Origin of the sequence: Micromonospora fiedleri (assembly GCF_016774385.1) — a bacterium.
GTDB classification, from domain to species: Bacteria; Actinomycetota; Actinomycetes; order Mycobacteriales; family Micromonosporaceae; genus Micromonospora; species Micromonospora gifhornensis.
Genome location: NZ_JAETXL010000013.1, coordinates 84,324 through 104,311 on the forward strand (window position 1 = coordinate 84,324; position 19,988 = coordinate 104,311).

Here is a 19,988-nt window from a genome sequence, read left to right on the forward strand (position 1 = left end):
CATGAGTCTGTCACGCCCGGTGCCCGCCGCACCGCACCGCCCGCCCCGTCCCGCCCTACGGACGTCTGCCTCAGATGCCCCGGCCCCGCTTGTGCAGGGTGCGCAGCACGGCGTCGGCGCGGACCACCCGCCCGGCCACCGCCAGGGCCAGGTACGCCCGAGGCTCACGCGGATTGCGGCGAATGGTGCGTCGGGCCCAGCGCATCGCCCCGCGCCGGTCCCCGGAGGCGGCCCGGGCGAAGGCGATCTGCCCGGTGACCCGGGCCTGTCCCGCCGGCTGGGTGGCGAACTCCGGGTAGCGCTCCAGCAGCCACTGCAACGCCTCGGAGATGGTGTCCCAGCGCTGCGCGAAGTACGACCGCTTGTGCCAGCGCACCAGCACGTACGGGGTGCGCAGGTTGACCAGCGGGGCGCTGCGGGCGGCCCGCAGCAGGAACTCGTAGTCCTCGGCGTAGCTGCCCGGGATCTCCTCGTCGACCAGCCCGAACCCGTCGCGCAGGGCCGCCGCCCGGATCAGGAAGGTCGACGGGTGCAGTTCGGTCATCCGATCCCGCAGCAGGTCGGACAGGCTGATCGAGTCGCGTTCCAACACCCGCTCGACGGTGTGCCCGTCGTAGCTGACCCGGATGCCGCAACTGACGAACTCCGCACCCGGCACCGCGTTCAGGGCGTCGACCTGAGCGCGCAGCTTGCCCGGCAGCCACTCGTCGTCGTCGTCACAGAAGGCGATCAGCTCACCGGTGGCGGCCATGGTGCCGGAGTTGCGGGCCCCGGCCAGTCCCGCGGTGCGGGTATTGGTCACCACCCGCACCGGCCGGTTCGCGGCCGACAGCTCGGCAGCCAGCGACAGGTCCGGCTCGGACTGGTCGTACACCACGACCGTCTCGACCTGCCCCGGATAGTCCTGCCCGACGATGGCCCGTACGGCCGCCCGGAGCAGTTCGGGACGATCCCGGGTGGGTACGACGGCGGTGACGCTCGGGTACGCGGTCATAGCTTGCGCCTTCCATTCGGGCCGGGCCCGCGCCACGGCCGCCACCAGGGCCGGTGACGCCGCTGCGCGGCCTCGGCCACCAACTCCTCGACGATCATGCCCACCCGGCGCACGGCGGTGCGCTGCGCCTCGGCCGCCTCGGCGTCCACGGTGACGGTGAACCGTCCCGGGTCGGCCAGGCCGGCGGTGAGGGCGTCGCGCAGCTCCTGCCGGGTCTCGCAGAGCGCGACCAGGCCGGCCGCACCGAGCCGGCGGGCGAACAACTGCTGATGGTTGTCGACGTGCTCGCCCAGGCTCGGGTCCCGGGGCACGACGATCGGCAGGTGCCCGTGTCGGCGGGCCTCCAGGATGGTGGCCGGGCCACCGTGGCAGACCACCAGGTCGGCCCCGGCCATCGCGGTCTGCAACTCGGCGTGCCCGAGGAACGGCACCGCGTCGGGCAGACCCTCGACCCGGGTGTGGCCGTGCTGCACGGTCAGCACCACCTCGTCGGCGACCTCGCCGTACCACTCCCTCAGCCAGCCGACCAGCCGGTCGAAGGGGTGCTTGTCGGTGCCGACCGCCACCAGCAACTGGGCCCGGCCGACCCGGTTGCCGTCGCGGGGCGCCGGAACGTGTCCGGCGGCCCGGTCGGCGGCTACGCCGAACTGCTCGTCGGTGCGCGTCGCCTCGCCGCTCACAGCAGCGTCCCCACGACGGTTGCCTCCGGGTACTGACGGCGCTGCTCGTCCCACTGCACGAGCATCTTCGACAGGAACGGGCGACACAGCCGGGCGGTCAGCGTCGGGGTGTCGATCCGGTCGTAGACCTCGATGTAGACCGTCGGGATGCGGCGTAGCCGGGCCAGCACGACGAACGGCAGCGCCACCCCGGCCCCGGTGGTCACCACGGCGGCGATCCGCCGCCGGCGCAGCACCCGGGCCGCCAGCAGCGTGTTGCGCAACAGGTTGCGCACGTTGCGGGTGGTCGGATGGTAGGCCGGGATCAGGTCCTCGCCGGCCAGCAGGGACACCGCCTCCGGCGTGTCGAAGGTCACCCAGCAGCGCTGCCAGGTCTCGTACCAGGGTTTCAGGGCGAGCAACTGGGCCAGGTGCCCACCGCTCGACCCGACCAGCAGCAACTGCTGCCCCACTTTGTCTACGTTGTCCACGCGACTCCCCACAAGTCCGCTGTGCCTGCACCACGGTCGAGCCGTACCCCCAGCGGTCGGCCCGACCATTGCTCACTGTCGTTTCTCGATGACGTCCAGCAACGCCGGATGCAGCGCCGGGTTCCAGCCGGCACCGGCGTCGGCCAGCCGCCAGGTCCGCAGCCACATCTCGATCAGGTACGCGTCGGCGACCAGGCGGCGGCGGGCCGGGTCCAGGCCCAGCCGGTCGCCGTACCGGTCCAGCCACTGCCGTACCTGCTCGGCCGCGGTCGCGGCCGGTTCACCCCGCAGCACCAGGGACCGCTGGAACGCGTCGTGGGCCAGGTCGAAGCCGACCGGTACGTCCGGCCCGCTGTGCTCCCAGTCCCAGGCGACCAGCTCACCGGCGTGCCGACCGAGGTTCCACGGCACCCAGTCGCCGTGCCAGTGGCCGAACTCGACGGCCACGTCGCCGTGCCGGCGGGCCAGTTCGGCCACCGCCGCCACCGCCCGCGCCCCGGCCGGGTCCGTCTCGGCCGCCCGCTGCGCCTGTACGGTCAACCGGTCGAGGAACGACGAGCCGGCCAGCGGACGCGGGGTCGCCGGTGGCCGACCCCGCCGGGCCACCGCGAGCAGCGCCGCGAGCTCCGGCGGGGCGTCGACCGGCATTCCGCGTACCCCGATGGGCAGCGGTTCGACAAGCGCCACGGCCTGCCCGGCCCAGCTGGTCTCGGCGAGCAGTCGGGGGGTGGCCGGATGCCCGGCGACGCCGGCCACCTCGGCCACCTCGCGCAGTGCCGCCGCCTCGGCGGTGACCAGCGCCCGGGTCGCGTCGTTCCAACCGATCTTGGCGTAGCCGCGGGGCGTCCCCGCGTGGTCGAACAGTTGCAGGGTCGGCTTGTGGTTCGGATCCGGCGGGCGGACCCCGCAGGCCGCGTACGCCCGGCCGCCGCCCAACTCGGTGCTGAGCCGCTCGGCGAGCAGCACCTCGGCGGGATCGAGCGCGGTCGGCACGGCGACGCTCAGCACCGGAAACGGCGCCCGGGCGACCACACCGGCCCGCGCCGCCACGCCGAGCGCGGCCCGCACGGCCCGCACCTTCACCGGCCGCAACGCGTTGTACGCCAGCAGCGCCGCCGCGGTGGCCCGTGACGAGCCCAGCGGCAGCAGGAACCGGGCCCGGTCCACCGACGGGACGACGGCGTAACGGGCCACCACCGTGTGCCCGGCCGGCACCGGGGCGTCCACGGCCAACGTGATCCGCTGGTCACCGAAGACCGCCCGGGTGACCCACCCCAACCCGTCCTCGCGGCTACGCAGATCGTCGACCCTGCTCACGCGGCCTGGTCCGGCCAGTCGAGGCGCAACCCCAGCCGCTGCCGCAACGCCTCGTTGTACGGGCGGTAGTACTGCGTCAACTCGGCCCGCAACGCCGGCTCCAGCGGCGCCGACCGCCGGTCGTTGTAGACCTTGAAGTCGGGCAGGTCGTGCGCGGGCAGCCCGAGGAAGTCCAGGGTGCGCCGGTAGGTGGCCCGCGCGTCGCGGTACAGGTCCTCGCTGGGCAGGAAGAGCAGCTGCCCGCGGTCGAAGTGCGTCAGCCACGGCTCCAAGTGCTCCAGGTAGCGGCCCCGCGCCCGGTAGGTGTACCAGTCGTAGGGCTCGCTGAAGTACTCCGGCTCGGCGATCAGCCGCTCCCGCTCCCCCGCCGTACGCTCCGGCTCGGCGGCCAGCGCGGCGGCGAAGTCCAACGGCTCCACCCCGTTGGTACGCCGCTCCTTCCAGTGCGAGTACGCCCGCTCCACCGGATCCCGCAACAGCACGATGAGCTTCACCTGCGGCATCAACGCGGCGACCCGCTGCGCGGCCAGCGGGTGGAACATGTACAGCGGCGCGGCCTCACCCACCCGCACCGGCCCACCGTGCCGGTTCTCCAGCGTCTCCCGATGCCGCTGGGTCGGGAAGTGCGACCGGTACCACGCCTCGCCCCGGCCCCAGTTCTCCTCGAAGTAGTGCGAGGACTTCGTGTTCCAGGCCGGGAAGAGTCGCGGCACCAGCGGATGCTGGATGAGGTAGTTCCACAGCGATGTGGTGCCGCCCCGCTTGGTGCCGATGATGAGGAAATCCGGGAGTGGTCGACGGTCGCTGGTGCGTACCCCGTAGTCGACGAGGCTCTCCCGCACCCGGCTCGTCACCTGGGTCGGCACCAACTGCTTCACCCGGTCGCGGATGGACGCCACGACGATGTCACCTGCCCTTCGAGGGTCGTGGCGAGACGCTCGGCGCCCCGCCACGGATCTGCACCATGGTCGCCCGGATGCCCTGCCGCACCCGAGGCAACGTCAACAAGCCGACGCAACCGACGGCCAGTACGGCCAGCGCCACCGCCAGGCCGACGATCCCCCGGCCACCGGCCAGCACTCCGACGATCGCGGCGGCACCCACGCCACCGACCGTGAGCAGCGCGGCCCGCAGCATCGACAGGTCGGCCAACGGCTGACCGACGACGATGCGGGCACAGGTCACCGCGATCAGGTTCTCCGTGACGATGCCCGCCGCCCAGGCGCAGGCCGCGCCGGTGACACCGTGGGCGGGGATCAGCACCAGGCCGAGGGAGACGGTGACCGTGAGGCCGGCCACGGTCGCCGCGAGATGCAGCCCGCTGCGCCCGCTCATCAGCAGCATGCTCTGCACGTTGCCCACACCCGTGTTCACCAGCATGGCCAGCGCGAGCACGGTCATCGCGGTGGCGCCGCCGGCGAACCCGGAGCCGAAGAGTTCGAGGAACCCCGCGCCGAAGACGGCCAGCAGCAGGTACACCGGCCAGGACAGCACCAGCGCCCAGGTGGTCAACTGCCGGTGCAGGGCGGCGGCCGCGTCGGGCCGGTCCTGCCCGAACAGCCGGGACAACTGCGGCGACACCGCCACCCGCAGCCCCTGCATGGCGAGTTGGCCGGCCAGGATGTAGCGGCTCACCGCGCCGAAGATGCCGGCGTCGGCCGCACCGGCGAGCACGGTGGTGAGCAGCACACCGATCCAGACCGCACCCGAGTCGATGGCCGCCGACGCGGCCCGGGGCAGGGAGAACCGCCAGAAGGAACCCCACTCGTCGCGCCCGGCGCGCAGTCCCGCTCCCCGGCCGATCCCCAGCGGCCTGACGACCAGCAGCAGGGTCACCGCAGCGGCCAGCAGGGCCGGCAGCACCCAGCCGGTCATGCCGGCCAGCAGACCGCCGCCGGCCAGCAGCACGGCCGCGCCGACCAGCAGCGGCCGCGCGGTGGGCAGCAGAACCGACTGCACCGCGACGTACATCCGCATCGGCCGGACGCAGCGCAGCACGCCGAACAGCAGGGTCATCGCCACCACCACCGGCACCGCGGCGAAGCTGACCCGCAGCAGCGCAGCACCGTCGACGCCCGCGCCGTCCAGCAGCCGGCGCGCGAGCGGGTCGGCGGCGAGGATCCCGACGGTCGCGATGACGAGCGCCGCCGACAGCGGCGGAATCAACGCCACCGGCAGCATCCGCGCCGCGTCGCCCTGCGGGCCGAGCCGGCGTCGGGGCAGGCTCCAGATCAGGCCGGTCTCCGCGCCCAGCACGCAGAGCGCGGCGGCCACCGTCACCACACCGATCGCCGCGAAGAAGACACCGGAACCCTCGGTGCCGTAGCCGCGGGTGATGACGACCACCAGGACGAAACCCATCAGCCCGTTGACGGCGGCGCCGAGCAGCCCGGCCGCGCCGCTGCGGGCGCCCCGGCGGGTCTCGGTCGCGGTGCTGTCCGGCGCGGGCTCGGCGGGGCCGCCCGTGGCGGGTGGCTGCGGCGCGGGCGGGTGGACGGGGAGGCTCATGCCGCCACCTCCGGTTGGGCCGCGGACGGGTGGGGCAGGGCCGGGCCGGGCGGTCGGGCCTCGCGTTCCACCAGGGACATGGTCAGGGCGACGGCGAAGAACGCCACCGCGAGGTTCGGGCTGGCCAGGCCGTAGAACGGGATCTGCACGATGCACACCACCGGCACCACCGCGAGCCACTGGCCCGCCGCCGAGCGGGCCCGCGCGCAGATCACCGCCGCGAGCGCGAACCAGGCCAGGAAGAACAACAACGCCGGTACGCCGTGACAGAACAGCACCATCCACAGCTGGCCCTGGGTGCCCACCGGAACGGGTGCGCTGATCGTGTCGACGGTGGCCGGCGCGCCGTAACCGAGCCAGGGTGACTCCGCCACCCGCCGCAGCACCTCTTCGTAGAGGGCGAACCGGTCGCTGTTGGTGTCACTGGACTCGACCCGGTTGCCGATCAACTCGGCGACCGGGATCACCATGGCGGCCAGGCCACCGATGAGCAGCACACCGACCACGGAGGCACCGACCCGGACGTTGCCGCGCCGGGCGGCCCGCAACCCGAGCACCAGCAGCCCGGCGCCGAGGCTGACGAACATCGTCCGGTTGAGGGTGAAGAAGGCCGGCGCCAACGACAGCGGCAACGACGCGATCACCGCCCAGCGCAGCACGCCGTGGCGACGCAGCATGACGAAGGCCACCACGCAGGGCAGCGTCATCGCGTACGCGCTGCCGTAGTTGTTGGTGTACGGGAACGGTGCGGACGGCCGGTAGATGGGGTTGAGCGCGCGCGGGCTGTACTCGCTGGCCGCGATCCGTACCAGGTCCTGGATGTAGGCGTTGCCGGAGACGCCGCCCGGCAGGAGCATCTCCATCGGCGTGCTCATCTCGAAGCGGGGCGCCAGCACACCCAACCAGCCGAGTACGACCAGCCCGAACCAGAACAGGCAGATCGGCACCAGCAAGGTGGCCAGGTCGATGCCCTGGCGCGCCACCGCGTACACGTACACGCCCACCACGAGGGCGGTCACGTAGAAGCCGAGTCGCAGGCCGAAGGCGAGCAACGAGCCGACCGAGGACAGTTGGGTGGCGCTGACCACGACCAGCGACAGGAACAGCAGCCACAAGCCGGTGCCCGGCGGCAGCGGCACCCGGCCCCGGACCAGCAGCAACGCCAGCAGCACCGCGCCCAGCAACGACCAGCCCAGATAGAACGCGCCGGCCAGCCACCAGAGCGGCACCAGCCCGAACATCACCACCAGCGGCCACACCGGCAGCCGGGGCAGCACCGGGGCGACCAGCCGGGCGCCCGGATGCTGGCCAGCCGGCTCGTCGACCGACGGCGGGCTGAGGGTGGGCATGGTCAGCCCCGGCCGGTGCGGGTCAGGACGAATCCCAGCGGGGCCACTCCGGCGGCCCGCAGTCGCTCCGCCAGGCGGCGCAGATCGCCCTGCTTCGTCCGATCCTGCTCGACCACCACGACGGCGGTGCCCTGCCGGGCGGCGGCCACGCCCCGCTCGTCGGCCTCGGCCGGCGGGGCGTTGAACAACACCAGCCCCTGGGCGGCGCGCTGCCGCCAGGTGCCGAAACGGACCCCACCGGCGCCCACCGGCACCTCGTCGGCCTGCTCGGTGACCGGGCTCTTCGCGGTCACCGGGCCGCCGCTCATCCGGGGCAGCATCATGGTCGCCTCCGGGTCACCGGCCGCCGGCCGGCCCGGGTTGGGATGCGGGGACGGACGGCGTACCGGCGTGATCTGCTCGGTTACGTCGTCGATGGAACCGGAGCCGTCCGGGCGCGGCTTGGGGATGGTGGGGCGGGCCGGGTTGACCGCGGCGGGCAGCCGACCGCGATCCGTCATCACCGTCGCGCGCAACTCGTCCAACCGGCCGCTGTCGTCGGCCACGTAGACGTCCCGGCCGGTGGCCGCCAGGGCCACCGCCAGGCCTGCGGTGAGGGTGGTCTGGTCCTCGCGGGTGGTCAACAGGGCGATCCGGGCCGGTTCGCGTACCCGCTCCGCGATGGCCATCGCCACGTACCGGATGTCCGCGTCCACCGGCCGGCGCCGCCCGAACAGCCCCTGCCCCCGTACGGTGCCCAGCAACGGCAGGCCGGTGGCGTCGCGCCCGTCGTCGACCGAGCGGATCCGCCGGTCCATCGACTCCCAGGCGTAGGCCAGCACGACCCCGAACAGCAGACCACCGAGCAGCCCCGCCGCCACGTAGAGCGGGCCGCGCCCGCTGGAGGAGACCAGGGCCTTCTCCGCACTCTGGGTGACCCAGCCCGGATTGACGTCGACCGCCGCGATCTCGGTACGGGCGGAGCTGAGCTGGGTCAACTGGTTGTTCACCCCGGCGAGTTCGGCGACGGCCGCATCGCGCGCCCCGTCCCGCGCGTTGGCCATCCGTTTCTGCAGGGCCGCCTGCCGCGCGGCCACTTCCTCGATGCTCTCGTCGTACGAGCGCAGCATCTCTTCCCGCTGCCGTTCGTACATGCTCCGGCGTACGTCCAGGTAGGACTGGGCGGCCAAATTGGCATTGTGCACCGCCGACTCGGCCGAGTCGGCGGTGAAGGTGAAACGCAGAATCTGCCCGCCGGCGGGTACCTCCACCTCCAGCGCGTCGCGCACGTCGCGGGGATCCCGGCCACCGGAGTCGGCGAGCCGCTGCACCACGTCGGTGCCGGTGGCGATTCCGCTCTCCACGTTCATGTTCACCGCCCGGTCGGCGGCCGCACCGCTGGGGGTGAAGGCGTCGGTGACCACCGGGCGGACCGCGACCACCGCGCTCGCGCTGACCGCACCGGGGATCAGGAAGACGTACCCGATCGCCGCCGCCAGACCCAGCACCGCGACTGCGGCCACCAGCCGGATCCGGTGCAGCGGAACCCGCAGCAGATCGGTCAGCGTGACCGTACGAGCCGCAACCGTACCGCCGGACCAGCCGGGCTGTGCATCAGTCATGAACGCCACCGTCGCTACGTTGTCGAAAAGGAGCATCGCGGGTGCAGCGGCCTGCGGGACAGCTCCGCCCAGCGCTCGGGCCGGCGACGGGAATCCGCCGCCGGCCCGACCTGAACAAGTTACCGACCTTCTGCTACAACGGGTACACCCCTACTGCACCGCGAAGAACATCCGCGGAATCGACCAGGAGAGCCCGTCCGCGGCCGTGGTGAGCACCGTACTCGCCGCACCGTTGACCGCGGGCGCGGCCGTCGGGTCGAACGGCACGCTGCGCAGACTGCCATCGGTGTGACCGTACACGATCTTGCCGTCGACCCAGGCCAGCCCCCGGACCGCGGACCAGGTCACGCCGGTGGTCGGCAGGGTGAACTCGGTGGCGCCCAGGTAGTTGCCGTCTACCTCGTAGTACCGGTAGTAGAGCCCGTTGGCACCGGTACGGGTGTAGTAGAGGCGACCGTCGAGGAAGAAGGCGCCGGTCATGTTCGCCGGGTTGTACCAGGCGTTGAAACCGGACGACTCCCACGGCACCCCGACATTGCCGCCGTTGAACATCGAGATGTCGATCCGGCTGCCGGTGGTGCTGCCGGGGACGGTCCGCGACCAGTAGATCCGGTCACCCAGACCCCAGGTCGCGCCGGCACCGGTGTAGTTGGGCTGGCTGACCGTGGTCGGCGTGCCGACGGTGGTGCCGTCGAACGGCACCCGCTGCAGTTCGCCCGCGGTCACACCCAGGTACAGGTGACCGGAGCTGGCCGCCGACGGGTTGCGCGGAGTGATCGTCCGACCACCGGCGATCGGGAACATGCCGAGCCGGCCGTGGTACTCGTTGGCCATGCCGTCGGAGTTGTGCCCGAAGTAGAGCCCGTCGCTGCCCCGCCAGATCACCGGCACGGCCGAGCCCCAGTTGCTGGCCCCCGAGGGCAGGGCGCTGCCGCCCCGACGACCCGGGTTCCAGTTGACCGGCATACCGGTGGCCGGGGTGACCGCGGCGATACCGAGTCGGTCGACCGCGCCGTTACCGGCCCGGTCGCTGGCGTTCGGGTTGTTCAACCAGCGGAAGTGCCCACCGAGGTAGATGATGTTGTCGGCCACCTCGACCGACGTGATCGTGTCGTTACCGGTGTAGTTGACCCAGGTGCCCAGCTGGTTGGGACCACGCGCGGCGGTCTCGAACCGGATCAGGGCGTCGCAGTAGGCGGCCGGCCAGCCGGAGCCACCGTTGGTGCCGACGACGAACCAGCTGCCGTCACCACCGAAGCGCAGGTCCTGCACGTAGTGCACGAAGGTGGCCGGGTCCACGCACGGCGCGACGAACTTCTCCGAGCTCCAGTCGATCACGCTCGGCGTACCGGTCAGATCGATGAGCGCGATCTGGTTACGGGACAGCCCGTCGACGAGCGTGAAGTTGCCACCCACGGCCATGGTGCTGCCGTCCGGGGTGACGTCGATGGTCCAGGCGTACGAACCGGTGCCGTGCCGACCGACCGTGGCGTTGATGTTGAACGTCGGGTCGATCGCGCCCGTGGAGGCGTTGAGCCGGGCGAGCCCGGAGTGCGCGGTGCCGTTGATCCAGTTGAAGGCGCCGGCCAGGTAGAGGTCGTTGCCGTGCAGGACCATGTCGCGGATCATTCCGCCGTCGGAACGGCCGACCCAGCTGTCGATGGTCTCGCCGGTGGCCGGGTCGAGAGCGACCAGGTTGCGACGCGACTCACCGTTGACGTTCTTGAACGCCCCGCCGACGATCAGCGTGCCACCCGGCCCGGCGATCAGGGCGTTGACGGCGCCGTCGAGCACCGGCACGAAGGCGGTGTTGATGACACCGGTGGTGCGGTTGTACGAGAACAGGTACCGCTGGGTGATCCACGGAGAACTGGCGGTCTGCCGGATCTGGGTGAAGTTGCCCCCGACGAACACGGTGTTACCCACTTCGGCGAAGGTGCGAGCCTCACCGTCGCGGCCGTGCGGGGTGTGGTCGACTGGGTTCGTCGACACGAGGGTGCCCGTCTCAGGTACGGGCAACACGGCCGCCTCGGCCGCCTTGGGCACGGCCAGTACCGCCGCGAGAGTTGCCAACGCGACAGCCGCGACCCGTACCCGACGTCTACGGGTGGGATGCCGCGGGAAGGAGATTATGGGCACGCTACGCCTCCAGGGTGGACGGGATTGCCGGTAGCCTCTCGCGTCCACCCCGCAGGGCGACATCCGCCGATTGGGCGGTCGGTGAATCCGTTAGCGGACAGTGGCGACACCAGAGGCTTCAGCAGCGACCGAGTGTCCCAAACCGCTGTCCGGTTGCCGTCAGCGGCTCCCTCCGGTGGGTTGCCGCAGGTAGCTGTCCCGCCCCGCGGCGGTGAACCCGGCCAGCGCCGCGGCGTCGTGATTCATCGTCATGTTGCAGGTCTTGGTCGTGGTCGTCATGCCCGGCGAATTGAAGTAGATCGCCGCCTTGATTTTCGGGTGGGCCTTCAACGCCGCCGGGAATTCCTCGAACCAACGCCGCTTGGCGTTCGGATCATTCGCGTCGAAGTTCGTACCGAACTCGGCAAGCATCCGCGGCTTGCCCGCACCGATGCCCTTCTCGTCCAGCCACCGGTAGAACGATCCGACGGTGGTGCTCGGGCTCTTCCAGACCGTACTGCCGTTGCAGACGTGGAAGTTGTACGGATCCCAGGCGACCCAGTCGACGTACCGGTCACCGGGGTAGAGCCCGGCGTACCTGTCGTAGTGACCGGACCAGCCCATCATCGTCCACACCCAGACCGCGTTGCGGACGTCGGCCACGGCGAACCGGTCGTGCACGTACCGCCAGGCCCGGACGAAGTCGGCGTCGCTGCCCTTGGCCGGCTCGTCCTCCGGTTCGTGGTCGAAGCCGATGAAGACCGGCTGCCCCACCGCCCGGATCCGGCCGGCGACCGCGTCGATCGTCTCGTCGTACCGGCCGCTGTACACGTCCTTCCAGGTCAACACGGTGCCGGAGGAGAAGACCCGGCTCTCCCAGGCGAAGAACATCAGCCGACCCTCGCGCATCTGCTGCTGCTGGTACGCGTCCGGGAACGCACCGTTGCTGCCGGTGTTGGAGAAGTCGTGGTAGCGGTGCACGATGTCGAACTTGCGACCCACCTGCGCCTCGATGTCGGTGACGGCCCGGCCGTGGTCCCAGGTCTGGGGGTTGGTCGGCGAGTACATCCCCCACCAGGCGCCGCAGGACGGCACCAACTTGTCCGACACCTTCCCGCAGGCGCCGGAGTCGGCCGGCGGTCGGGTCGGGGTCGGCGTCGGCCGCGCGGGCGTCGGACTCAGGCTGGGCGAGGCGCTGGGCGACGGGCTCGGCGAGACGGGCGGCCGCGTCGGCTCGGCGGGGGGCGGCAACGTGGCGCTCGGCGGGGGCGGCGGCGCCGGACGACCGGCGACCTCGTAGCTGAGCACCAGGTTGGGCCGCAGATCCGCGCTGCGGTTCTCGGCCGAGGCCCAGTAGATGCGGGTGTCGAGACCGGCCTGGGCCAACGAGACCGTCCAGATGCCGTTACCCGTGACCAGCCCGGAGACGTCCCACTCGTTGAACCCCTTGGCGACGCCGGTGACCGTGTCCAGCGCCGAGGCGAGGCGCTCCGGTGCCGGGCGCTGCGCGGTGGCGTCCAGGTTCGACGCGTGCGCGCTCACCGTGGCCTTGAACGCCTGCCAGGCGTGCACCCGCAGGGTGGCCCGGACGTTCGTCGCGTTCGCGGGCAGTGTGGTCACCATGAAGGCGAGCACCGCGTCCCGGCCACCACGTGGATTTCCGTCGCACCGCGCCGGGCAGGTGGCCAGGGTCGACTTGACGCTGTTGTCCCCGTCCTGCATCACGGCCGTGGCGGTGGTGTCGGCGACCACCGGGATGGAGACGTCGTCGTCGGCGAGCAGCGGCACCATGGTCGCGGTGAGTCCGAGCACGACCGTGATGCCGAGGGCACCGAGGACAACGGCCTTGCGCCGGGGACCGGGGTGCCGGATGAGGCGATGTAGTCCACGCCTGGTCACGGAAACTCCTTGCGTCTGCGGCGGTAACGCTGTGCAGCGTATCGGTGTACACAACAGAGCATGGGCATGACAGGGGGACCTAAGCGGGTCTTAATCCTCACCTAAGACTCAGCGCAGAAACGACCCTTTCGGTCCGTGATCACTCTCGTTCGTATCGAGCATCACCACACTCGTTCGTAGATCATGGACGGTCGGAGTAGGCGGCGGTCAACGCCGAGGACATCGCCGCACGTGGGGCCGGCACGCCGGTGAACTGCTCGAACTGGCCGATCGCCTGGGCCAGCAGCAGGTCAAGACCGGAAACGATGCGGCAGCCGGCGGCGGCGGCCGACGCGGCGAGCGGGGTGGGCCAGGGATCGTAGATGGCCTCGAAGAGGACGGTGCTGGGACGCCAGGCCACCGTGTCGGCCAACCCGTCGGCGGCCCCCTTGGGCACTGTGGAGATCAGCACGTCGGCGTTCGCCGATGCCACCGCCTCGGACCAGGGCGCGGCGGTCAGCGCCAGGCCGAGGGTGTGCGCCACCGGTGTCAGTTCGGCGACCGCCGCCGGTCGGCGGGCGATCACGGTGACGCCGGCCGCCTGCAACCGGGCCGCCGCCGCCAGCGCCGCCCGGGCGGTGCCACCGGCACCCAGCACGGTGACCGTGGCACCGGCGCCCACCCCCGCCTCGGTCAGCACCTCGACCATGCCGGTGACGTCGGTGTTGTCGGCGTACCAGGAACCGTCGGGTCGGCGTACCAACGTGTTGGCGGCACCGACGGCGGCGGCGACCGGCGAGACCTCGGCGGCCACCGCGAGCGCCGCCTCCTTGCCGGGCATGGTCACCGACAACCCGGCCCACTCCGGGCCCAGGCCCGCGACCAGATCCGCCAGCTCCGCCGCCGCGCACTCGATCCGGGTGTACGACCACCCGTCAAGCCCGGCGGCCGCGTAGCCGGCATTGTGGATCACCGGGGAGAGGGAATGCGCGATCGGCTTGCCCACCACCGCCGCCTTGTGCACCGAGCCCGCCACCGACGCTCCTCCACCGTAGGGACGACTGTCACCTAACATCCAACAATGTCCGACAGCAGCCTGCGACACCGCATCGGAAAGACCACCCTCACCCTGCGCGGGCCGGACCGGCAGGCACTCGCCGAGCAGGTCGTCACGGTCGCGCAGCGGCGGCACGCCTTCGCCTTCGGCAACATCGGCTTCGACTTCGTCGACCTGGTCGGCGGCCCCGATCCCGAGAGCGCCCAGCCCTTCGGCGGTACGGATTCCTCGGATCTCGACCGGCTCGGTGACCTGTGGCTCGGCCTCTTCAACACCGCCACGCTGCCGTTCTACTGGGGCAGCTACGAGCCACGACGCGGCGCACCCGACACCGAGCGGTTGACGAGGACCGCGCGCTGGCTGGCCGATCACGGCGTGACGGTCAAGGGTCACCCGCTGGTCTGGCACACCGTGCAGCCGCCGTGGCTGCTCGGCCTCGACCTCGACGAGGTCGAGGCGCTGCAACGGGCCCGCATCCGCGACCTGGTCGGTGGGTTCGCCGGCCTGATCGACACCTGGGACGCGATCAACGAGGCGGTCATCATGCCCGTCTTCGTCAACGGGGACAACGCCATCACCGACCTGGCCCGGGCCCGGGGCCGCATCCACATGGTGCGGATGGCGTTCGAGGAGGCCCGGGCGGCCAACCCGGCGGCGACCCTGGTGCTCAACGACTTCGACCTCAGCTCGGCCTACGAATGCCTGATCGAGGGTGTCCTCGAAGCCGGCGTCGGCATCGACGCGATCGGCCTGCAGACCCACATGCACCAGGGGTACCGGGGCGAGGAGTACATGAACGAGATGCTCGACCGGTTCGCCCGCTACGGCCTGCCGCTGCACCTGACCGAGACCACGCTGGTCTCCGGCCACCTCATGCCGGCGGAGATCGAGGACCTGAACGACTACCAGATCCCGCAGTGGCCGAGCACCTCCGAGGGCGAGGCCCGGCAGGCCGAGGAGATCGTCCGGCACTACCGGTCCCTGCTCGCACACCCGGCAGTCGAGTCGGTGAACTACTGGGGGCTCACCGACCGGGGTGCGTGGCTGGGCGCCCCTGCCGGCCTGGTCCGTGCCGACGGCAGCCGCAAGCCGGCGTACGACGCCCTCGAAGCCCTGATCAAGGGCGAGTGGTGGCTACCGCCGACCCCGATGCGCACCGACGCCGACGGCCGGGTCACCGTCGAGGGCTTCCTCGGCGACTACACGGTCAGCGCGGGTGAGCACCGCGCCCACGTCACCCTCGACGCCGCCGACACCACCACCACGATCGACCTGGCCTGAGCACCGACGGAGCGGAACTCAGATGATGCCGGCCTGGCGGGCCTTGGCCTCATTCTTCAGGTGGTCCTGGTAGGTCTCGGCGAAGGCCGAGTTGCCCTCCTTGTCGATGGCCACGAAGAAAAGCCAGTTCCCGTTCGGCGGATCCATCGCACCTTCGAGGGCTTCCTTGCCCGGATTGTTGATCGGGGTCGGGATCATGCCACGCAGTTTGCGGCTGTACGGGTTCTTGGTGTCGAGCAACTCGTCCCGCGTCATCTCGGCCGACGTCTTGGTCTTCTGTCCGGTCGACTCCAGGTAGTAGTTGACCGTGACGTCCATCTCCAGGCAGCCGCAGTCGAAGTTGCCCTTGTACACCCGGTTGTAGGCGACTCGGGCGACCTTGCCGAGGTCCTTCTTGGTGCCGGCCTCGGCCTGGGCCAGCGACGCCACGATCAACGCCTCGTACGGGCTGATCCCGCCGCGTTCCTTCTGCACCCGGTCGGCGAACTCCATCTCACCGGTGACGCTCAGGAAGTGGTCGACCATCTGTCCGAGGATGATCTCGGCGGTGGCGTTCGGCGGGATCTCGTAGGTGTCCGGGAAGAGGAAACCCTCGATGGACTTCTTGGGCTTCTTGCCGTCGGAACGCTTGAACCACCAGTCCGGCACGCCGAGCTTCTCCGGGTCCTTCGCGGCGGCCTCGAACTCCTTGACCGGGATGTCGGTCTTGTCGCTGAGCAGCTTGAAGATGCTCTTGGCGGTACGCCCCTCAGGAATGGTGATCCCGTTGACGACCCGGTTGGCCGGGTCGAGCATCGCGGCCAGCGCCAACTCGCCGCTCATCTGCTTACGCAGCTTGTAGGTGCCCGACTGGATGTTGCGGCTACGGGAGTTCTTCTCGGCCGCCTCGATGAACGCCTTGGTGCTCTTGATCACGCCCGCGTCGTAGAGCGCCACGGCCATGTCGGCCAGGAACGCGCCCTGCGGAATCTGGATGGTCACTTCCTCGGTGCCCGCGCCGTCGTAGTCGGGGGTGACGAAGTAGCTCTGGACCCGGTCGAAGCCGTAGAAGGCACCGCCACCGATGCCGCCGAGCAGCACCAGGGCGAGCAGCAGCGCCAGCGCTGTCTTGCCCCGGCCCCCGCCGGAGCGACCGCCCCGCTTACGACCTCGGCGGTGCTTGCCCTTGTCCCCCCGATCCTGCTCATCGTGACCGAGGTCCAGCTCGTCAAACATCTACGTCCGCCTCCGCTGCGTGTCCAGCCAGCTCTGCAGAATCTCCACCGCGGCGGCCTGGTCGACCACCGCGCGTTGCTTCTTCCCCCGGACACCTCGTTCGGCCAGCCTACGGCTCGCCACGACCGTGGACATCCTCTCGTCGGTCAGCGTCACCGGGACAGGCGCTATCACCTCGGCCAGTTGTCGAGCGTACGCCTTGACGTGCTCGGCTGCGGGCCCATGTCGACCGGCCAGGTTGACCGGCAGGCCGACCACCACCTCGACCGCCTCGTGTTCGACGACCAACCCGGCGATCTCGACAAGATCCTTCGGCACCGCGTCCGGCCTGGGATTCTGCTCCCGAGCGACGGTGACCAGCGGGGTGGCGAGCACCCCGTGCGGATCGGACCGGGAGACCCCGATGCGGACCTGACCGACGTCCACACCCAGCCGTACACCCCGGGACAGCTCAGTCACCGACCGTCACCTCTGTTGTGAAAGAGGCCAGGGCGGACCGAAGTGGTCCGCCCTGGCCCGCTGTGCCGATGATTCACGCCTCGGCGATCGCCTTCTCGACCGTCAGCAGCAGGGTCGGCACCTCCGACTCGGGCAACCCGCCGCCCTGGGCGAGGTCCGGGCTGCCGCCGCCGCGCCCGGAGAACGCCGCCTTGACCAGGTCGTTGGCGGCGAGCCCTCGGCTGCGGGCGGCCGGGTTGACCGACACCACCAGCGACGCCTTGCCGTTCGATCGGGACGCCACCGCGACCACGCCCGGCCGGGCCGGGTCGATCCGGCCCCGGATCTCCTGGGCGAGGGTGCGGACGTCGTTGCCGGCCGCGCCCTCGGGCGCCTCGATGCCGACGTAGGCGACCCCGCGGACGTCCTTGGCCTGGGCGGCGAACGCCGCCGCGCCGCCGAGGACCAGCTGGGCGCGCAGCTTCTCCAGCTCCTTCTCCGCGTCGCGCAGCTGGGTGACGGTCTGCTCGACCCGGTCGGCGACCTGTTCGGAGGGGACCCGGTACAGCTCGGCGAGGCGGGCCACCAGCAGGTGCTCCCGGGCCAGGAAGTTGAACGCGTCCATGCCGACGAGCGCCTCGACCCGGCGCACGCCGGACCCGATGGACGACTCCGAGAGGATCTTGACGAGGCCGAGCTGGCCGGAGCGGGACACGTGGGTGCCGCCGCACAGCTCGCGGGCGTAGTCACCGACCTCGACCACCCGGACCTGCTCGCCGTACTTCTCGCCGAACAGCGCCATCGCGCCGATGCGACGCGCCTCGTCCAGCGAGGTGACGAAGGCGTGCACCTCCAGGTCGGCCAGGAGCACCTCGTTGACCTGCTGCTCCACGTCCCGCAGCACGCTCGGGGCGACACCGGTCGCGGTGTTGAAGTCGAACCGGAGCCGACCCGGAGCGTTCAGCGAACCGGCCTGGGTGGCGGACTCGCCGAGGAAGTTGCGCATCGTCTGGTGCACCAGGTGGGTCGCGGTGTGCGACCGGGAGATGGCCCGCCGCCGACTGGTGTCGATCTCGGCGTAGCCGGTCTCCCCCGCGCGCACCTCGCCCCGGATCACCCGGGCCCGGTGCACGATCAGCCCCGGCACCGGCTGCTGCACGTCGAGCACCTCGACCTGCCCACCGCCCACGGTGATCATGCCGAGGTCGGGCTGCTGCCCACCACCCTCGGCGTAGAAGGGGGTGGTGTCGAGCACCAGCTCGACCATGTCACCCTCGACCGCCGCCGCACGCGGGCCGTCGGTGCCGAGCACCGCCCGTACCGTCGACTCGCGGGCCGTCTCGGTGTAACCGGTGAAGGTCACCGGGCCCCCGGCGTCGAGCACCGACCGGTACGCCGACAGGTCGGTGTGCCCGGTCTTGCGCGCCTGCGCGTCAGCCTTGGCCCGGGCCCGCTGGTCGGCCATCAGCCGACGGAAGCCCTCCCGGTCGACGTCGAGCCCCTGCTCGGCGGCGATCTCCAGGGTCAGGTCGATCGGGAAGCCGTACGTGTCGTGCAGCTGGAACGCCTTGTCACCGGAGAGCGCCGGCTTGCCCGCCGACTTCGTCTCGGTGATCGCGGTGTCCAGGATCGTGGTGCCGGCGCGCAGCGTGGCGAGGAAGGCGTCCTCCTCGGCGTACGCGTACGCGGAGATCCGGTCGAAATCGGTGGCCAGCTCCGGGTAGGAGGGGGCCATGCAGTCCCGGGCCACCGGCAGCAGCTCGGGCAGCGCCCGCTCCTGCCAGCCGAGCAGCCGCACCGCCCGGATCGCCCGACGCATGATCCGCCGCAGCACGTAGCCCCGGCCCTCGTTGGACGGGGTCACCCCGTCACCGATGAGCATCAGCGCGGTCCGCACGTGGTCGGCGACCACCCGCAGCCGTACGTCGTCGGGGTGCGACTGGTTTGCCGCCTGACCGGACTGCGCGCCGTACCGCTTGCCGGTCAACTCGGCCGCGCGCTCCAGGATCGGCCGGACCTCGTCGATCTCGTAGAGGTTGTCGACGCCCTGCAGGATGGAGGCCATCCGCTCCAGGCCCATGCCGGTGTCGATGTTCTTCTTCGGCAGCTCACCGACGATCCGGAACTCCTCCTTGCTCCGGACGTCCGCGATCTCGTACTGCATGAAGACGAGGTTCCAGAACTCCAGGTAGCGGTCCTCGTCGACCTCCGGGCCGCCTTCGAGGCCGTACTCGGGGCCCCGGTCGTAGTACAACTCCGAGCAGGGGCCCGCCGGTCCGGGGATGCCCATCGACCAGAAGTTGTCCTTCTTGCCCCGGCGCACGATCCGCTCCGCCGGCACGCCGGTGCGCAGCCAGATGTCGTACGCCTCGTCGTCGTCCAGGTAGACCGTCGCCCAGATCCGCTCCGGGTCCAGCCCGAAACCACCGGCCTCGACGGACTTGGTGGCCAGGTCCCAGGCGAACGGGATCGCCCCGTCCTTGAAGTAGTCACCGAAGGAGAAGTTGCCGTTCATCTGGAAGAACGTGCCGTGCCGGCTGGTCTTGCCGACCTCGTCGATGTCCGGCGTGCGGATGCACTTCTGCACGCTCACCGCGCGGGGGAACGGCGGTGACTGCTGGCCCAGGAAGTACGGGACGAACTGCACCATGCCGGCGTTGACGAACAGCAGGTTCGGGTCGCTGATGGCGGGCAGCGGAGCGGACGGCACCACGGCGTGGCCATTCGCCTCGAAATGGGCGAGATACCGCCGCTTGATCTCCGCCGTCTTCATCGCTGGTGTTCCTCCGGAAAGATTTCTCGATCACCGATCCGCGGGTCCTCCCGCAACTCGGCGAACTGGTCGTCGAACGCCTCACCCTGCGCGAACGCCTCGTGGATCTCCTGCTCCCGCTCGGCCATCCCGGCGCGCACGTCCGCCACGAAGCTACGCAGTTCCTCGACGAGGCCGCCAGCGGATTGCGACAGGTTGTCGGCGATGCCGGCCGGAGTGTACGCGTGCGCGGCACGGGTCGCCTTGCGGACCACCACCACGCCGACGGCCAGTCCGATACCCAGCCAGAACAGACGCCTCATGCTCGTA

General features: G+C 71.0%; 16 protein-coding genes. 1 reads left to right on the forward strand and 15 read right to left on the reverse strand.

Going from position 1 to position 19,988, the window contains the following annotated elements:
- Positions 1–70: 70 nt before the first annotated feature.
- The 11 genes from JMF97_RS27885 to JMF97_RS27935 form a co-directional block, all read right to left on the reverse strand.
- A complete protein-coding gene (locus tag JMF97_RS27885; RefSeq protein ID WP_203224230.1) occupies positions 71–994 on the reverse strand; it encodes a glycosyltransferase family 2 protein in 924 nt (307 codons plus the stop codon).
- Positions 991–1,566 carry a glycosyltransferase gene (locus JMF97_RS27890; protein WP_238360317.1) on the reverse strand — a complete coding sequence of 192 codons (576 nt, stop codon included), beginning with the start codon at positions 1,564–1,566 and terminating at the stop codon, positions 991–993. Before JMF97_RS27890 ends, JMF97_RS27885 begins: the two co-directional genes overlap by 4 nt.
- Before the next feature lie 104 nt (positions 1,567–1,670).
- Positions 1,671–2,144, reverse strand: coding sequence for a UDP-N-acetylglucosamine--LPS N-acetylglucosamine transferase (locus tag JMF97_RS27895; RefSeq protein WP_203224232.1), 474 nt, complete (start codon positions 2,142–2,144; stop codon positions 1,671–1,673).
- A 72-nt stretch (positions 2,145–2,216) separates the two neighbouring features.
- The gene (locus JMF97_RS27900) at positions 2,217–3,461 is read right to left on the reverse strand and encodes a hypothetical protein (RefSeq protein ID WP_203224233.1); all 1,245 of its coding nucleotides are present in this window, start codon (positions 3,459–3,461) and stop codon (positions 2,217–2,219) included.
- Positions 3,458–4,360: a sulfotransferase domain-containing protein gene (locus JMF97_RS27905; protein ID WP_203224234.1), complete on the reverse strand. Its 903-nt coding sequence runs from the start codon at positions 4,358–4,360 to the stop codon at positions 3,458–3,460. The genes JMF97_RS27900 and JMF97_RS27905 overlap by 4 nt, the downstream gene beginning before the upstream one ends.
- A 7-nt stretch (positions 4,361–4,367) precedes the next feature.
- Positions 4,368–5,969, reverse strand: coding sequence for a lipopolysaccharide biosynthesis protein (locus JMF97_RS27910; protein ID WP_203224235.1), 1,602 nt, complete (start codon positions 5,967–5,969; stop codon positions 4,368–4,370).
- Positions 5,966–7,318 carry an O-antigen ligase family protein gene (locus JMF97_RS27915; RefSeq protein WP_203224236.1) on the reverse strand — a complete coding sequence of 451 codons (1,353 nt, stop codon included), beginning with the start codon at positions 7,316–7,318 and terminating at the stop codon, positions 5,966–5,968. The genes JMF97_RS27910 and JMF97_RS27915 overlap by 4 nt, the downstream gene beginning before the upstream one ends.
- 2 nt (positions 7,319–7,320) lie before the next feature.
- Positions 7,321–8,919, reverse strand: a complete 1,599-nt coding sequence (locus JMF97_RS27920; RefSeq protein ID WP_203224237.1) for a P-loop NTPase family protein — start codon at positions 8,917–8,919, stop codon at positions 7,321–7,323.
- A 150-nt stretch (positions 8,920–9,069) separates the two neighbouring features.
- Positions 9,070–10,992: a delta-60 repeat domain-containing protein gene (locus JMF97_RS27925; RefSeq protein ID WP_203224265.1), complete on the reverse strand. Its 1,923-nt coding sequence runs from the start codon at positions 10,990–10,992 to the stop codon at positions 9,070–9,072.
- Between the two features lie 225 nt (positions 10,993–11,217).
- Positions 11,218–12,936, reverse strand: coding sequence for a glycoside hydrolase (locus JMF97_RS27930; protein ID WP_203224238.1), 1,719 nt, complete (start codon positions 12,934–12,936; stop codon positions 11,218–11,220).
- Positions 12,937–13,117: 181 nt separating this feature from the next.
- Entirely contained in the window at positions 13,118–13,951 is an 834-nt protein-coding gene (locus tag JMF97_RS27935) for a shikimate dehydrogenase (protein ID WP_307817124.1), read from the reverse strand.
- Positions 13,952–13,996: 45 nt separating this feature from the next.
- Between JMF97_RS27935 and JMF97_RS27940 the strand changes: the two genes are divergently transcribed.
- Positions 13,997–15,253, forward strand: coding sequence for an endo-1,4-beta-xylanase (locus tag JMF97_RS27940; RefSeq protein WP_203224240.1), 1,257 nt, complete (start codon positions 13,997–13,999; stop codon positions 15,251–15,253).
- Between the two features lie 18 nt (positions 15,254–15,271).
- On the opposite strand, the gene mltG is transcribed toward JMF97_RS27940, so the two are convergent.
- The 4 genes from mltG to JMF97_RS27960 all read right to left on the reverse strand — a co-directional run bounded on the left by mltG (position 15,272) and on the right by JMF97_RS27960 (position 19,981).
- Complete coding sequence (gene mltG / locus JMF97_RS27945; RefSeq protein WP_203224241.1) at positions 15,272–16,468, reverse strand: endolytic transglycosylase MltG; 1,197 nt, start codon at positions 16,466–16,468, stop codon at positions 15,272–15,274.
- Positions 16,469–16,927, reverse strand: a complete 459-nt coding sequence (gene ruvX, locus JMF97_RS27950; protein ID WP_126712544.1) for a Holliday junction resolvase RuvX — start codon at positions 16,925–16,927, stop codon at positions 16,469–16,471.
- A gap of 73 nt (positions 16,928–17,000) precedes the next feature.
- Complete coding sequence (gene alaS / locus JMF97_RS27955; RefSeq protein ID WP_203224242.1) at positions 17,001–19,679, reverse strand: alanine--tRNA ligase; 2,679 nt, start codon at positions 19,677–19,679, stop codon at positions 17,001–17,003.
- Positions 19,676–19,981, reverse strand: coding sequence for a hypothetical protein (locus tag JMF97_RS27960; RefSeq protein WP_102658476.1), 306 nt, complete (start codon positions 19,979–19,981; stop codon positions 19,676–19,678). Before JMF97_RS27960 ends, alaS begins: the two co-directional genes overlap by 4 nt.
- Positions 19,982–19,988: the final 7 nt, after the last annotated feature.